This is a genomic window from Agrobacterium sp. FDAARGOS_525 (assembly GCF_003938925.1).
In the GTDB taxonomy this organism is placed as follows: Bacteria; Pseudomonadota; Alphaproteobacteria; order Rhizobiales; family Rhizobiaceae; genus Agrobacterium; species Agrobacterium pusense.
In genome coordinates, this window is the sequence record NZ_RKIU01000004.1 from 1,872,550 (window position 1) to 1,888,973 (window position 16,424).

Genomic DNA, 16,424 nt, shown 5'->3' on the forward strand with positions numbered 1-16,424 from the left:
AGATGAGCAAAGAACACGGTTCGAATATCAGGGAAGTTGCAGCTCTCGCGGGTGTCTCCATCGCGACAGTATCGCGCGCGCTGCAGCAACCCGACAAGGTTCGCCCGGAAACCCGCAAGAAGGTTTTCGATGCCGTTCGGCAGGCGAACTTCGTTCCCAATGCGCAGGCGGCCAGTTTCCGCCGCCAATCCAACAACACCGTCATCCTTCTCGTGCGCGATATCGGCAACCCCTTCTATCTCGAAATCTACAAGGGTGTTGAGGAAGCGGCGGGCGAAGCGGGCTTCAAGGTGCTTATGGGCGATGCCCGCAATGACGAGCACCGTGTGGCGACCCACATCGATATGGTACGGCAGAAACATGCCGACGGCCTCATCCTGATGACCGGGCAGTTCCCGTCCGAGCTTCTCGATCAGGGCGATGCGCTGCCGCCGATCGTCATCGCGTCGGAGACGGTGCCCGGCCTCGAGCTGCCGACCGTCAAGGTGGACAACCGCGCCGCATCGATGAACGCCGTGCGTCACCTCATGGAAGCGGGACATGAAAGGATCGTGCATCTGGCCGGTCCCGTACCGGAAAGTCTGGCGCAGGAACGTTTCGACGGTTACCGCGCGGCACTCGCAGAGGCCGGCATAGCTTATGCCGACGAACTGGTGGTGACGGGTGATTACAGCATTGAGGCCGGCCGGCAGGCAATTGCGGGTCTTCTCGAAGGCGGCATTGTCTTTACCGCGATCTTCGCATCGAGCGACCAGATGGCGATTGGCGCGATCAGCGAGTTGCGGGGCAGGGGTCTGTCGGTCCCGGGTGATGTCTCCGTCATCGGCTTCGACGATATCATCTTCGCCAATGCCTTTGAGCCGCCTCTGACGACGGTGCGTCAGCCCCGGCAGGAAATGGGTCGAAGGGCCATGGCACTGATGGTGGACAGGCTGAATGGCAAACGCACCGCCGAGACCATCGTGCTGGATACGGAACTGGTGGTGCGCGGCTCGGTCGCGCCGTGCCGACCGCCGCACCGGTAGCGGCCAGACTGTGAATGCAAGGAGTGTAAGGACATGAAGACGATCAAAGGCCCGGCGATTTTCCTCGCGCAATTCGCCGGAAACGAGGCCCCTTTCGATACGCTCGACAATCTCGGCCAATGGGCGGCTTCGCTCGGCTACAAGGGCATCCAGGTGCCGACCGACCCCAAGCTCCTCGATCTGGAAAAGGCTGCGGAATCCAAGGACTATTGCGACGAGATCAAGGGCCGTCTGGCCGAGATCGGTGTCGAGATCACCGAGCTTTCGACGCATATTCAGGGCCAGCTCGTTGCCGTTCATCCCGCCTATGACGAGATGTTCGACGGTTTCGCTCCGGCCGAACTGCGCGGAAAGCCGCAGGCGCGGCAGGAATGGGCGGTCAATCAGCTGATATGCGCAGCGAAGGCGTCGCGGCATCTCGGCCTCAAGAGCCATGCGACCTTCTCCGGCGCGCTCGCCTGGCCGTTCGTTTATCCGTGGCCGCAGCGCCCGGCGGGCCTTGTCGAAATGGCCTTTGCCGAGCTCGGCAAGCGCTGGACACCCATTCTCGATGCCTTCGAGGAAAATGGCGTGGATCTCTGCTACGAGCTGCATCCAGGTGAGGACCTGCATGACGGCGTCACCTTCGAGCGATTTCTCGAAGCCACCGGCGACCACGCGCGCGCCAACATCCTCTACGATCCCTCGCATTTCGTGCTGCAGGCGATGGATTATCTCGGCTTCATCGATATCTACCACGAGCGTATCCGCGCCTTCCACGTCAAGGATGCCGAGTTCAATCCAACCGGCCGTTCCGGCGTTTATGGCGGGTATCAAAGCTGGGTCGATCGGCCGGGCCGTTTCCGTTCGCTGGGCGACGGGCATGTCGATTTCGGCGCGGTTTTCTCGAAGCTCACCCAATATGATTTCGATGGCTGGGCGGTGCTGGAATGGGAATGTGCGCTGAAGCACCCGGAAGACGGCGCGCGCGAAGGCGTCGCCTTCATTGAAAACCACATTATCCGTGTGACCGAGCGGGCCTTCGACGATTTCGCCAAGAGCGGCGTCGATGATGCCGCCAATCGTCGCCTTCTCGGCCTCTGAAAGGGATAGCCATGTCTTCCGCACCCAAAAAATTCGACAGCCGCCGTATCCGTCTCGGAATGGTCGGCGGCGGTCAGGGCGCCTTTATCGGTGCGGTGCACCGCATCGCGGCCCGGCTGGATGACCGTTACGAGCTCGCGGCCGGAGCGCTTTCCTCCGATCCCGCGCGTGCGGCCGCTTCGGCAACCCTGCTCGGCATCGCGCCGGAGCGTTCCTATGCCTCGTTCGAGGAGATGGCTGCGGCAGAGGCCGGTCGAGACGACGGTATCGAGGCAGTCGCCATCGTGACGCCCAATCACCTCCATTTTGCGCCCTCAAAGGCCTTTCTCGAGGCCGGTATTCACGTCATCTGCGACAAGCCTGTGACCGCGACACTTGAGGAAGCAAAGGCGCTGGCCGAGATCGTCAGGGCGTCGGACAGCCTGTTTGTCCTGACGCATAATTACACCGGCTACGCCATGCTGCGGCAGATGCGGCAGATGGTGGCTGATGGAGCCATTGGCAAGCTGCGCCACGTTCAGGCCGAATATGCCCAGGACTGGCTGACCGAGGCGGTTGAGAAGACCGGCGCGAAGGGGGCGGAATGGCGCACCGATCCCAGCCGCTCCGGCGCGGGCGGGGCCATCGGCGATATCGGCACCCACGCCTTCAACGCCGCCGCCTTCGTTACCGGTGAAATCCCGAAGAGTCTTTATGCCGACCTGACCTCTTTCGTGCCGGGCCGGCAGCTGGATGACAGCGCCAATATTCTTTTGCGTTACGAAAGCGGCGCCAAGGGCATGCTTTGGGCAAGCCAGATCGCAGTCGGCAATGAAAACGCGCTGTCGCTGCGGGTCTACGGCGAAAAGGGCGGGCTTGAATGGCACCACCGCGTGCCGGATGAGCTGTGGTTCACCCCTTATGGGGAGCCGAAGCGGCTCATAACCCGCAACGGCGCAGGCGCAGGAGCCGCGGCCAACCGTGTCAGCCGCGTGCCATCGGGGCACCCGGAAGGATATCTCGAGGGTTTTGCGACGATCTACCGCGAAGCCGCAGATGCAATCATTGCCAAAAGGGAGGGAAAAGCAGCCGCCGGGGAGGTGATTTACCCCGGCATGGAGGACGGCCTTGCGGGTCTCGCATTCATCGATGCCGCCGTTCGCTCCAGCCAGACCTCGACCTGGATCAGTATCGATATCTAGGTCGCAGCCTATCGGAGGAGACGACACAGGGCGCCGAAGGTGGTGCCCACCAAAGGTACACGTGTCGTCACATTGATCAAACGGAAAGGGAGTTACGCGTTTGAAAACGTTCAAGTCAAAATTCGCAGGCATGGCAGTCGTCGCAGCATTGGCAGCCGGTTTCGCAAATCCGGTTTTTGCCGATGACAGCAAGACCCTGCCGATTGCCGCGCAGATGTATACGCTGCGCAATTCCGGTACGCTGGAGGAGCAGCTGACGATCCTCAACCGCGCGGGCGTTTCCGCGGTGGAAACGGTGGACATGCAGAAGGTCAGCGCCAGCGAATTGAACACGCTTCTCGAAAAGCACAAGATCAAGGTCATTTCCTCGCATGTGCCGATCGACAAGCTGCGCGGCAACCTCGACGAGGTCATCACCGAACAGAAGGCTGTCGGCAACCCTGTCGTGACCGTACCTTTCCTGAAGCCGGAAGACCGACCAAAGGACGCCGCTGGCTGGACCGCCTTCGGCAAGGAACTGGGCGGCTATGCGGACAAGCTGTCCGCTGCGGGCCTTTCCATGGCCTATCACAACCACGACTTTGAAATGGCCAAGTTCGACGGCAAGACGGCGCTGGAACTGTTGCTCGACGCCGCCGGCCCGAAACTGCAGGCCGAAGTCGACGTCGCCTGGGTGGCGCGCAGCGGCAATGATCCCGCAGAATTCCTCGGTACCTTGAAGGGCAAGGTTTTTGCCATCCACGCCAAGGACAATGCACCGGCGGGCACGGCGGAAAACGAACGCGGCTTCGCCATACTCGGCACCGGCACGCTTGACTGGAAGACGATCCTGCCGGCGGCCAAACATGCCGGCGCAAAATGGTTCATCCTCGAGCACGACCTTCCGCTCGATGCCGAAGCGGTCGTAACCAAGGGCAACGCGTTCCTCAACGAACACCTGCCGACCATTCAGTAAACGCTGCCAGTAAAACCAGAACCGCTCCCCGGCGGCCGGTTTCGGCGGGGAGCATGAGGTTCGACAGACGCATGTCCATTTTCCGCCGCGCCGCGACGGGAAGCGCTTTGCCCTGTCGTTTTTTCCAAGCTCACATCGGAGGAGTTATCATGGCAAACAATCATTATGATGCGATTGTTGTCGGCTCGGGCATCAGTGGAGGCTGGGCCGCAAAGGAACTCACGCAGAAGGGCCTGAAGGTTCTGATGCTGGAGCGTGGCCGCAATATCGAACACGTCACCGACTATCAGAATGCCGACAAGGAAGCCTGGGACTACCCCCATCGCAACCGCGCCACGCAGGAAATGAAGGCGAAATATCCCGTTCTCAGCCGCGATTATCTGCTGGAAGAGGCGACGCTTGGCATGTGGGCCGATGAGCAGGAAACGCCCTATGTCGAGGAAAAGCGGTTCGACTGGTTCCGCGGTTATCATGTCGGCGGCCGCTCGCTGCTGTGGGGACGCCAGACCTATCGCTGGTCGCAGACCGATTTCGAGGCCAATGCAAAAGAAGGCATCGCCGTTGACTGGCCGATCCGTTATGAGGACGTGTCCCCCTGGTATGACTACGTCGAGCGCTTCGCCGGCATTTCAGGCAGCCGCGAGGGATTGGACATCCTTCCTGACGGGGAATTCCTGCCGCCCATTCCTCTCAATTTCGTGGAGCAGGATGTCGCAAGCCGGCTGAAGAAGGCGTTCAAGGGCACGCGCCACCTCATCAATTCGCGCTGCGCCAACATCACCCAGGAACTTCCCGATCAGGAACGCACGCGCTGTCAGTTCCGCAACAAATGCAGGCTGGGCTGTCCTTTCGGCGGCTATTTCAGTACGCAGGCATCCACCCTGCCGGCAGCGGTCGCTACGGGAAATCTCACGCTTCGTCCCTTCTCCATCGTCAAGGAAATCCTGTATGATAGGGACAAGAAGAAGGCGCGCGGCGTCGAGATCATCGATGCCGAGACAAACCTGACCTATGAATATACCGCCGACATCATCTTCCTGAACGCATCGACGTTGAACTCGACCTGGGTGCTGATGAACTCGGCCACCGATGTCTGGGAAGGCGGGCTTGGCAGCAGCTCCGGCGAACTCGGCCATAATGTTATGGATCACCATTTCCGCATGGGCGCCACCGGCCAGGTGGAAGGTTTCGAGGACTTCTATTTCAAGGGCCGCCGTCCGGCGGGCTTCTACATTCCGCGGTTCCGCAATACCGGTGACGATAAGCGCAAATATCTGCGCGGTTTCGGTTATCAGGGCTCTGCCAGCCGGTCGCGCTGGGAGCGGGAGATCGCGGAATTGAATATCGGCGCCGATTACAAGGAAGCGCTGACCGAGCCGGGTGGCTGGACCATCGGCATGACCGCCTTCGGTGAAATGCTGCCCTATCATGAGAACCGCGTGAAGCTGGATCATGAGAAGAAGGACAAGTGGGGCCTGCCGGTCCTTTCCATGAATGTCGAGATGAAGCAGAACGAACTCGACATGCGCGAAGACATGGTCAATGACGCCGTCGAGATGTTTGAGGCGGTTGGCATCAAGAACGTCAAGCCCAGTCGTGGCAGCTATGCACCGGGCATGGGCATTCACGAAATGGGAACGGCCCGCATGGGACGCGACCCAAAAACCTCAGTCCTTAACGGCAACAACCAGGTCTGGGATGCGCAGAACGTCTTCGTCACCGATGGCGCCTGCATGACTTCGGCCTCCTGCGTCAACCCGTCCTTGACCTATATGGCGCTGACGGCGCGTGCGGCCGATTTCGCCGTTTCCGAACTGAAGAAGGGGAACCTGTGATGAACAGACGCGAACTGCTGAAACTCATAGCCGTTGCGACCGGCCTGCCGCTGATCGGTGCGGATATACTGACAGCCGCCGAAAACGCTGCCAGGCCCGCCGGGGGTGCCCATGTCTTTACCCCCGAGGAAATCCGCTTTCTGGACGAGGTGGCGGAAACCATCATTCCGCGCACCTCCACGCCGGGCGCGAAGGACGCGGAAGTCGGTGCATTCATGGCCGTCTATGCGGCCGATTGCTACACTGACGAACAGCGGACACTCTTCCTTTCGGCCATTTCCGACATCGAGAAACGCAGTCAGGCCGAACACGGGAAGGCCTTTGTGGCTTTGACCGCCGAACAGCGCCAGGCGCTGCTTTCTGTGCTGGACAAACAGGCCAAAGCGGAACAGTCGCCGGCAAAACCGCATGCTTTCACGCTGGTCAAGCAGCTGACACTGCTTGGTTTCTTCACCTCGAAGATCGGCGCCACGGAAGTTCTCGTCTATGACGAGATTCCCGGTGGCTTCGAGGATCGCGTTCCCTACAAGAAGGGCACGCCTGCCTGGGGCACGACCTGAAGAAAATCGCCGACTCGTCTGCTTCCGTGGACGGGTCGTACTCAAGCGGCAAGACAAGGATGACACGATGCGCAAAATAACAATCATCGCGGCGGCAATGTTTGCCGCAAGCGCCATTCCTGCTTTTTCGGAGGGCGATGTTGCCAAGGGCGAGGCCGTCTTCAAGCGGTGTTCCGCCTGTCACGCCATCGGTGAGGGCGCTAAAAACAGGGTCGGCCCGCAGCTTAACGGGATTATCGGCCGCGCGGCGGGCGGCGTGCCGGACTATACTTACTCGGCCGCGATGAAAAAAGCGGGCGAGGAAGGCCTCGTCTGGACGCCGGAAGAATTGCGGGCATTCCTGAGCGCGCCCAAAAAGAAAATCCCTGGCAACAAGATGGCGCTGGCCGGCATCAGCAAGCCGGAAGATCTGGACAATCTCATTGCCTATATTGAAAGCGCGGCTTCGAAACCTGCAGAGTGATGGCGGCCGAGGCGGGGGAGGATAGGCTGATCCTCCTTCCGGCTGCTGCCGGGAGAGGACGGCCAATGTCATAGAACCCGCCCCGCTTCCTCGATGAATCTTCGCACCAGCGGCAGATGTCGTCTTTCGGCAAGGCAGATCGCATATTCATCGATGAGTTCGGTGGCATCGCAGAGCGGCACGAAGGAAAGGCGCGCGTCGTGACCGAATTCCAGATCGGCCACCACGCCGCATCCCACACCGTTGGCGATGGCTTCTCGCACGCCCTCGCGGGAGGAGATTTCTATGACGGGCTGGATGGAGATGCCGTGATCGGCAAGGTTCTTTTCGAAGATTTCGCGGGTGCGCGATCCCCGTTCTCGCATGACGAAGGACAGGCCTTCAAGCTCTGCCACGAAGACGCTCTCCCGCGCCGCCAGCGGGTGAAAGACGGGCACGCACAGGCCAAGCCGCATGCTGAGGAATTTGACGCCATAGAGGCGCGGATCATCAGGTGCACGGGCGGTAATGGCGACATCGGCGCGATAATCGATGATCTGTTCCATCACCCGCGCGGAATTGTCCACCGAAAGCGAAAAGGTAAGCTGCGGCCGCTCGGCCTTCAGGCGCGAAAGAATAGGCAGCGGCAGCACGGGACCATCGGCAGCGACGCGCAGATGCCCGCCCGCAGAACCCGTATCGCCGCGCAGGAAGGCCTTGGCCTCGTTTTCGGCCTGAAACAGGCGCGCGGTGATTTCGAACAGGCGTTCGCCCTGCGGGCTGAGGCTCACCCCCCGCGGTTTTCTTTCCAGAAGGTTCACACCGCTGATCGCCTCCAGCTCGCGCACATGGGCTGAAAGGGTGGATTGGCTGATCGCCATGTCCCGCGCGGCCTGAGAAAAACCGCCCGATTGCGCGACGATGTGAAAGGCCTTCAGCTGGGTGGTCGACATGAGATCCTGTTCTGCCGGCGCTAGCGCCGTGTGCGCCTTCCTTCTGCCGTGCGATTATCGGCGAAAACGCTGACAACACCATGACGCCCGCGGGAAGGCTTCGTTTACCCTGTGGCGTAACCGATGGCGGCCATGGGAAATCGCTATGGCGCGTTTACACTTTGTTAGGAATTCGTCATCCGGGCGTTAGCCCCTGCCTCTAATCGTGCCGCCATGGCCTCGGCCAATCCGTTTCACGCAAAAAGGCCCAAGAGATGACGACTTCGCAAAACTCGATCGCCAACCCCATCGAAACCTCTTCCGATTGGCTGCTGAAGATCCCGGACCTCTCGCAGCAGCAGAGCATTCTCGTTTCGCCTAGTGGCACCGGCACGGTAACGTCCTACAGCCTGGTATATGACGTCTATTTCCCTTCGGGCGGCTCCACCGAATGGATACCTTTCCTTCAGACGGATCTTACCAACAGCAACGACGGTGACATTTTTGGCTCTGCAAGCAGTGCCAGCTACGGTATCGGCATCGGCGGTAATTATCGCGGCACGGCCAAACTGGATGCCTGGAACCGTATTGGTGTCACGATCGAAAAGAATTCGAACGGCACCGTTTCGATGAATAAATACGTCAATGGCGACTATATCGCGACCCAGCAGATATCGTCCAACCCGGGACGCTTCGCCATCGACCTGTCCAAAGGCTTCCTGATCTTCTCGGATGAGGATGGCGAAACATCTCCCGGCTATCTCAGTAATTTCCTCTTTCTCCAGAAAGTGCTGACGAAGGCCGAAATGTCCTATCTGGGCGCAGCAAAAGCATCGGGTATTCTGCCGGATGCAATGAAGCAGGCGGCAGAGCAGACAGGCGCTCTCGAAGTCCGTTTCTCGGAAGGCTCGGCCGCACCCGCAATCGGCACGGGAACGATTACCGCAAAGGGCACCACGCTCGAATTCACGACGCCTGCAAAGGCTAACGTCCTGGGAATTGGCGAGACGGCCCCTGTCGATCCGTCGGCCGTGGCAAAAACCGCCATGATCAAGGACATGATGGTGACGCCCGACGCGGCAAACGTGACGATCGATCTGTCGAAGTACTTCTCCGGCGAAAAGCTTACCTTCACCGTGCAGAACAGCGAAAACAAGGTCGTGAATGCGGTCCTTGCGGAAGGCAACAAGCTGACGCTTGACTTTGCCGAACTCGGCCACTCCGACATTCGTGTGACCGCGACGGACGCTGCCGGCAAAAGCATGGCCGACGACTTTCGTGTGCGTGTGGCCGGCCCGAACGCCTATACGATCGCCGTTTTTCCGGACACGCAGGACTATACCTCGAACGATGGCATCAAGCATCTCTTCGGCGACATGACGCAGTGGCTGGTCGATAACCGCCAGAGCCACAACATCGTCTTCATGAGCCATGTGGGCGATATCACCCAGAACAACCAGTCGTCCGAATGGGATATTGCCGAATCTGCGCTGCGCAAGCTCGATGGCAAGCTGCCCTATGCGCTGCTTCCCGGCAATCACGATCAGGGCTCGTCCGGCAACGCCGCAAACCATTCTTCCGACCAGCTGGACAGCCGTTTCTCGGCTGCAAAGCAGGCGGCGACCAATGCCGGCACCTTCGGGGGCGCTTACGATCAGGAACAGGCCGCCGCCCGCAACACCTACAGCACCTTCACCGCGCCTGATGGGACCAAGTGGTTGTCCATTTCGCTCGAATTCGGCCCGCGCGACGACGTGATCCGCTGGGCGGGCGATGTGATCGAGAAGTTTCCCGACCATCGCGTGATGCTCGCAACGCATTCGCTGACGAGCTATGCCGGCCGTCAGGACAATCTGGCCTTGCCGCTCTATGACGAAGGCGCCGGCTACGATTACGGTATGCGCACCGACCAGCGCGGCGCAAACGACGGCGAATATGTCGCCCGCGTCTTGTTGTCCCGTTATCCGAACATCGTCATGACCTTCTCCGGTCATATCTTCGGCGATGGCGCAGAAACCGACATCACCTACAACCAGTATGGCGAGCCGGTCTTCCAGTTCCTGGTCAACTACCAGAACGGCGTATCCCGCGAAATCACCGGCAACGGCATCGAGTCGCGCGGCAATAACGGCGGCAACGGCGCAATACGCCTGATCACCATCGATCCGGACAATAACCGCATCTCCACCGAAACCTACTTCACCGCCTTCGACGATTACCTCGACGGTTACCGCAGCAAGCCGGAAATCGATCGCAACGGCCTGACCGGTTATTATCGCGGCCATCAGGAAGTGTTCGAAAACGTCTATGTCGGTGCAGGCAAGGCGCGCGCCATGGCCGATGCCGGTGACGACATCGTCGCCAGTGCGGCAACCGGTGCATCGAAGGCAAGCGTTAACCTCTCCGCCGCCAAATCACTGCTGTCGGCAGACATCAAGAAATTCGTCTGGACGGACAAGAACGGCGATGTGGTTGCCGAAGGCAAGGAAGCGGTTGCCGATCTTTCGCTCGGCAAGCACAAGCTGACGCTGACTGCAACCGACGCCAACGGCGTCAAGACCACCGATAAGATTGACGTTCTCGTTCGCGGCGACCGCACCCTGCTGGTTGAAAACTTCAACGATGGCAAGGCGGACGGCTGGGCCACCAATTTCGGCGCGACCGATGGCAACACCGGCAACTTCCTGCTCAAGGGCACGGTATTTTCGCGCTCGAGCACAACGGATGGCCTTGCCGCTCCGGAGGCAGCGCTCTTCGACCAGAGCGATGCGACCGGCAACAAGCTTGTTTATATTGGCGGACAATCGGCCGGCTGGAGCGACTACGTCCTGGAAGCGACGCTCATCCAGCTCGATAATGACGCAATCGGCGTCTACTTCTATTATAAGGACGCGAACAACTACTACCGCTTCTCGATGGATGGGGAAACCAACCGCCGCCAGCTGATCAAGGTTTCGGGCGGCAATGAAGTTCTGCTCGCCTCGGTCAATGAGGGCGTTCAGTATAATATGGAGCTTCCGCTGACCGTCTCGGTCGTCGGTGGCGTCATCAACGTCTTTCTGGGTGACAACAACGTCTTCGGCGGCCCCGTCGTGGATGCGACGTCGCCGCTCTCCGGCGGCACGGTTGGCGTCTATTCCAGCGGTCAGCGCGCCTCGGTTTTCGATGACATCGTCGTCACACGCGCGGTCACGACCGCCAAGGCCGGGATCGACCAGCGGGTCTACGACCTGGATGGCGATGGCAAGGCTTCCGTCACGCTCGATGCATCCGGCTCCTTTAGCCCTGAGCATCTGACTGGCTTCGTCTGGACGGACCTCGACGGCAATGTCGTCGCCACAGGCAAAAAGGTCGACGTCGCGCTCGATACCGGCATCAACAGGCTGATCCTGAAGGTCACCTCCGCCAACGGTGCCGTTTCGACCGATCGCGTTGATGTTACGGTCGTGGAGAAGGCGAAAATTCTCGTTGCCGAGGATTTCTCCTCCGCTGAGGCCATGGCGCGCTTCAAGATTGTTGACGAGGGTGAGTTCGGCGGTATCGGGCCGGATGGGAAGTCCTCTGAGTGGCTGATTTCCAACGGCAGGTTGGTTCAGACAACCGAGCTTGCAAGCTGTGAGCTGACCTGGAGCGGCGCAACCAACTCCGACTACTGGAAGCGTGGCTGGAGCCCGATGGGGGACGGCGTCAACGTGCTGCGCCTTGGCACTTATGCGCTCTTCAACGACCCGGCAGCGCTGGCATGGACCGACTATGCCATCGAAACAACGTTCCAGACACCTGACAAGGACGGCCTCGGCTTCCTGTTCCGCTACAAGGACAGCAAAAACTATTACAAGCTCGAACTGGATGCCGACGGCATTCTTGATCGTACCCCGAGCAATGGTGCCGGCAGCATCTTCAATCTCGTCCGGATGCGAAACGGCATCGAGGAAATCCTCGCTCAGGTGCCGGGCAAATATGAGCCTGGCCAGGATACGAAGCTGCGCGTCGAGGTCATCGGCGACAAGATCACCGCTTTCCTCAACGAAGAGGCGCTGTTTGCCTATCCGATCGGCGATCGCGAACTCGACGCGGGTACTTTCGGCCTCTATTCCTGGGGTAATAAGGGTCTGGCCTTCGACAATCTGACGGTGGTCAATCTGAAATCCGGCCTCGAGGCGGGCACAACCATCAACGGCACGGAAGCGCGCGACACCCTCGTGGGTACAGATGCCGATGAAACGATCTTCGGCCACGGAGGCAATGACCGGTTGATCGGAAACGCCGGCAACGACCGCCTGGCCGGCGGCGATGGCAACGACGTGCTGATGGGCGGGGCAGGGCGTGACGCGCTGTCCGGCGGCAATGGTGACGACGTGCTGTTTGGCAATGAGGGCAACGATATCGTCTCCGGCGGTCTGGGTGACGACGTCATCGAAGGCGGTACCGGCAACGATCTGCTGCTGGGCGGTGATGGCTCCGACACCTATGTCTATGGCCGCGGTGACGGCTCCGACGACATCGTCGAGACCGCTGGCGCAACGGGCGACAAGGACGTTCTCGTTCTGCACGATATTGCCAGAAACGAAGCCGTCCTGCACAAGTTCGGCGACAACGTCGAAATCGAATTCGGCAACGGTGAAAAAATCTCGCTGCGCAGCCAGCTCGCTGGCGGCGGTCTAGAACTGGTGACCTTCGCCGACGGAACGCTTCTCAACCGCGATGCGATCGTCAAGGGTCTTGTCAACCGTGGCCCGGTTGCTGCTGCCGATACACTGGCTGCAGTCGATGAAGATGTGGCATCCTTCCTTATTTCCGTCGCCACATTGCTGGCGAATGACCAGGACGCCGATCTCGACCAGCTGGCGGTGACGGGTGTTTCCCTTGTCGTGGGTGGAACAGCAGTTCTGGAGGAAAACGGCATCCGCTTCACCACGGCTGCCGATTTCAACGGCACGGCGTCCTTCAGCTACAGGATCACTGACGGTCGCGGCGGTTCGAGCGAGGCGACGGCAAGCTTCACCGTCAAGCCTGTCAATGACGCACCTGTTGCCGCCTCCATCGCCGTCAAAACGGATGAGGATGTTGTCCTGAAGGGCAAGGTCATTGCATCCGATATCGATGGCGATACGCTGACCTTCGCCATCAAGGCCGATGCCGGCGCGACGAAGGGCGAAGTCAAGATCGACGCGGCGACCGGTGAGTGGGTCTATGCGCCGAACGCCAATGTGAATGGAACCGACAGCTTCACGGTTGTCGTTTCCGATGGCAAGGGCGGCAGTGCCGAGAGCGTTGTCTCCGTCACGATCAATCCCGTCAACGATGCGCCCGTGGCCGTAGACGACAGGATCGCCGTATCGGAAAAGGATAGCGCCAGCTTCGATCTGGTCGCCAATGGTACGGATGTGGAAGGTGACCGCCTGACGCTCATCAGCGTCGCTGTGGCGGCCGTTACCGGTCTCGCGCTGACCAGCGAGCAGGCCGCTGCCGCCTTCTCCGTGGTCGATGGCAAGCTGGTTGTTGATCCTTCCTCTGCCTTTGCGGCCCTGGAAGATGACCAGCAGGCGGTCGTGACGCTCACCTATACGGTCCGCGACGCCAATGGCGGCGAAGCGCACGGCACCACAACCGTGACTGTGAACGGCTACACCGAATACACAATCGTCAGCGGTACTGACGGTAACGACGTCCTGGTGGCTGGCGATGGCAAGGACATGCTGGAAGGTGGTGACGGCAACGACACGCTGCTGGCCGGTGCCGGCAACGACATGGTGGATGCGGGCGCTGGCAACGACCGTGTTGTTGCTGGTGACGGCAACGACATCGTCGAGGGCGGCGCCGGTAACGACGTGCTGATGGGCGGCGCCGGCAATGATGTTCTTCACGGCGGTGCTGGCAACGACCAGCTGAACGGCGGATCGGGCGACGACACGCTGATCGGCGGGGCGGGCAACGATGTGCTGACCGGTGGCAGTGGTGCGGATACCTTCGTTTTCGCGGCCGGCAGCGGCCGGGATGTGGTGACGGACTTCCAGGCCGGCGCCGACGGCAAGGATGTCGTCGAACTCTCGAAGGACGTCTTTGCGGATTACCAGGCGTTTATCGCCTCCGGGGTCTTCACGGATGGCGACCACGGTGCCGAGATCGCCTTCAAGGACGGGTCGACGATTACCTTCGATGGTGTGAAGACCGAGCAATTCGTCATCGACGACTTCCGCTTCGCGTAAACCACAAGGGCGCATCCATCCGGGTGCCCTTCAAATCGCGCCAAACCCGCCGATTTCGGCGGGTTTGTGCTTGAGGGAGCCTGGCATGAGTGGCCCACCCTGTCGGCAAAGACGAAGTAAGAAAACGTCTTCGTCATTGGCCCCCCGGGGGCCGGAGAGCACGCTGTCGCTAATATTGCTGCAGCGGACGTGCTGACCGGCGCTGGCGCTGGACGGGACCGCCCATATTCGGACGGCGACCTGTTGGATGGCCAGCGTCGAACCAGCTGCCGGGGGATATCTCAAATCATAATCGATGTAGGGGAGGGCTGTTTTCATTGCCGATGCGTGTGATGACTCATGAATTTTCTTGATCGATTGTCGCAAATGCACGCGCAAGATTGACGTTTTTCCGGTGCGGCGCTACCACCTGTGCCGGTGCCCGTCAGCCGACGGTCATTCGCTGAAATAGCGGCTGGTCGGCGTGCTCGGGTTGTCGTGTCAAAGGGGGAACCGTCCTTGTCGCTTTATCCTGTTCTCCTCGGCAGGCTTGCCCGGCCCGATCTGTTTTCCGATCTTGCAGGCATCGCTCTCGGCGGCAAGGCTTGGTCGGGCGCGGAATTCGATGTTTTAAATCCTTCGACCGGTGCGCTGCTTGCGCGGCTGCCGGATATGGGGCCCTTGGAAACCCGGGACGCGATCGATCGTGCGGCTGAAACACAGGGCGTGTGGCAGAGCCTGCCGGCCAAGGACAAGAGCGCGGTGATGCGCCGCTGGCACCAACTGATTGTTCTCCATTCGGACGACCTCGCAACGATCCTGACGGCAGAAATGGGTAAACCGCTGACGGAAGCAAAATCCGAAGTCGCCCATGCCGCTGCTTACGTGCAATGGTATGCCGAGGAGGCGAACCGCATCTATGGCGAAACGATTTCCGCCCCTTCCAACGATCGGCGGATGCTCGTTATCAAGCAGCCGGTGGGCGTGGTCGGCACCATCACGCCGTGGAATTTTCCAGCATCCATGGTCGCCCGGAAGATTTCGCCCGCACTTGCCGCCGGCTGTGCCATCGTATTGAAACCAGCGGAACAGACGCCGCTGGTGGCAGGGGCAATGTTCGTGCTCGCGCGGCTTGCCGGTTTTCCGGAGGGGGCGCTCAACCTTATCTATGCCAGTCACGGTGCCGATGTCGGTGCGGAATTGTGTACCAATGCCAGGATACGCAAGATCAGCTTCACCGGCTCAACCGAAGTCGGGCGGCTGCTGATGAGCCAATGCGCGCCGCAGATAAAGAAGCTCAACCTCGAATTGGGCGGCAATGCACCCTTCATCGTTTTTGACGATGCCGATATTGATGAAGCCGTGGAAGGCGCCATTCAGGCGAAATTCCGCAATGGCGGCCAAACCTGTGTTTCGGCCAACCGCATCTATGTCCAGTCGGCGGTTCACGATGAGTTTTCGGAAAAATTCGTTGCGCGGGTGGCAGAATTGAAGGTTGGCGACGGCTTCGATCCCGAGGTGACCATCGGTCCGATGATCGACAGCCACGCCATCGACAAGATCGAGGCACATCTGGCCGACGCCAGCGCAAGAGGCGGCTCAATAAGGTGCGGCGGCAAGCGTGTCGGCAATGGCGGAACCTTTTTCGAACCAACGGTCCTCACCGGCGTCACCAGCGCGATGCGGGTGGCGCAGGAAGAGACTTTCGGACCTTTAGCGCCGATCATCCGTTTCGACGATGCGGAGCAGGTTGTTCGTGAAGCCAATGACACGATCTACGGTCTGGCTGCCTATTTCTACGCCTCCAATCTCAAGCGCGTGTGGCGTGTTGCCGAAGCCCTGGAATATGGCATGGTCGGTATCAATACCGGCCGCATGTCGTCGGAAGCAGCTCCTTTCGGTGGTGTCAAACAATCCGGCATCGGCCGCGAAGGCTCGCGCCACGGCATGGAGGATTATCTTGAAATGAAATATCTCTGCATGGGCGGCATATAGCGGCCGGCCGTCACGGGTTCCCGTGGATCATCGCCCTCAGTAACATTTGTGCGCCAGCGACGCTGGCTGCGATCAGCCTGTCGTTCATCAACGAGAAACGCAGGGTGGGCTGGTGAAGCAGCAGCCCTTTACGAAACCGATGGCCGCCATGGGAAATCCCTATGGCGCGTTTACGATTTTTCAGGTCTCCGTCATCCGCACGTTAGCCTTTGCCGCTAGGCGTGCCGA

10 protein-coding genes are annotated in these 16,424 nt (G+C 60.1%); 9 read left to right on the forward strand and 1 reads right to left on the reverse strand.

From position 1 onward, the window contains the following. Window positions 1-2: 2 nt before the first annotated feature. From EGT36_RS25190 to EGT36_RS25220, 7 genes are all read left to right on the forward strand, one after another. Window positions 3-1,025 carry a LacI family DNA-binding transcriptional regulator gene (locus EGT36_RS25190; protein WP_022562843.1) on the forward strand — a complete coding sequence of 341 codons (1,023 nt, stop codon included), beginning with the start codon at window positions 3-5 and terminating at the stop codon, window positions 1,023-1,025. 33 nt (window positions 1,026-1,058) lie between these two features. Beyond that, complete coding sequence (locus tag EGT36_RS25195) at window positions 1,059-2,108, forward strand: sugar phosphate isomerase/epimerase family protein (protein WP_125271275.1); 1,050 nt, start codon at window positions 1,059-1,061, stop codon at window positions 2,106-2,108. 11 nt (window positions 2,109-2,119) lie between these two features. Beyond that, window positions 2,120-3,289, forward strand: coding sequence for a Gfo/Idh/MocA family protein (locus EGT36_RS25200; protein ID WP_125271276.1), 1,170 nt, complete (start codon window positions 2,120-2,122; stop codon window positions 3,287-3,289). Between the two features lie 100 nt (window positions 3,290-3,389). Further along, window positions 3,390-4,244, forward strand: a complete 855-nt coding sequence (locus tag EGT36_RS25205; RefSeq protein WP_037091376.1) for a sugar phosphate isomerase/epimerase family protein — start codon at window positions 3,390-3,392, stop codon at window positions 4,242-4,244. A 149-nt stretch (window positions 4,245-4,393) separates the two neighbouring features. Further along, window positions 4,394-6,079: a GMC oxidoreductase gene (locus EGT36_RS25210; RefSeq protein WP_022562839.1), complete on the forward strand. Its 1,686-nt coding sequence runs from the start codon at window positions 4,394-4,396 to the stop codon at window positions 6,077-6,079. After that, complete coding sequence (locus tag EGT36_RS25215) at window positions 6,079-6,639, forward strand: gluconate 2-dehydrogenase subunit 3 family protein (protein WP_006698388.1); 561 nt, start codon at window positions 6,079-6,081, stop codon at window positions 6,637-6,639. Before EGT36_RS25210 ends, EGT36_RS25215 begins: the two co-directional genes overlap by 1 nt. Before the next feature lie 67 nt (window positions 6,640-6,706). Further along, window positions 6,707-7,102: a c-type cytochrome gene (locus tag EGT36_RS25220; RefSeq protein WP_004445382.1), complete on the forward strand. Its 396-nt coding sequence runs from the start codon at window positions 6,707-6,709 to the stop codon at window positions 7,100-7,102. 68 nt (window positions 7,103-7,170) lie between these two features. Here EGT36_RS25220 and EGT36_RS25225 read toward each other — a convergent pair whose 3' ends face one another. Next, window positions 7,171-8,034: a LysR substrate-binding domain-containing protein gene (locus tag EGT36_RS25225; RefSeq protein ID WP_035206959.1), complete on the reverse strand. Its 864-nt coding sequence runs from the start codon at window positions 8,032-8,034 to the stop codon at window positions 7,171-7,173. Between the two features lie 254 nt (window positions 8,035-8,288). Here EGT36_RS25225 and EGT36_RS25230 point away from each other — a divergent pair, with 254 nt between their 5' ends. Continuing rightward, entirely contained in the window at window positions 8,289-14,222 is a 5,934-nt protein-coding gene (locus EGT36_RS25230) for an Ig-like domain-containing protein (protein ID WP_172965711.1), read from the forward strand. Between the two features lie 543 nt (window positions 14,223-14,765). Continuing rightward, the gene (locus EGT36_RS25235; protein ID WP_286084346.1) at window positions 14,766-16,196 is read left to right on the forward strand and encodes an NAD-dependent succinate-semialdehyde dehydrogenase; all 1,431 of its coding nucleotides are present in this window, start codon (window positions 14,766-14,768) and stop codon (window positions 16,194-16,196) included. Window positions 16,197-16,424 lie beyond the last annotated feature (228 nt).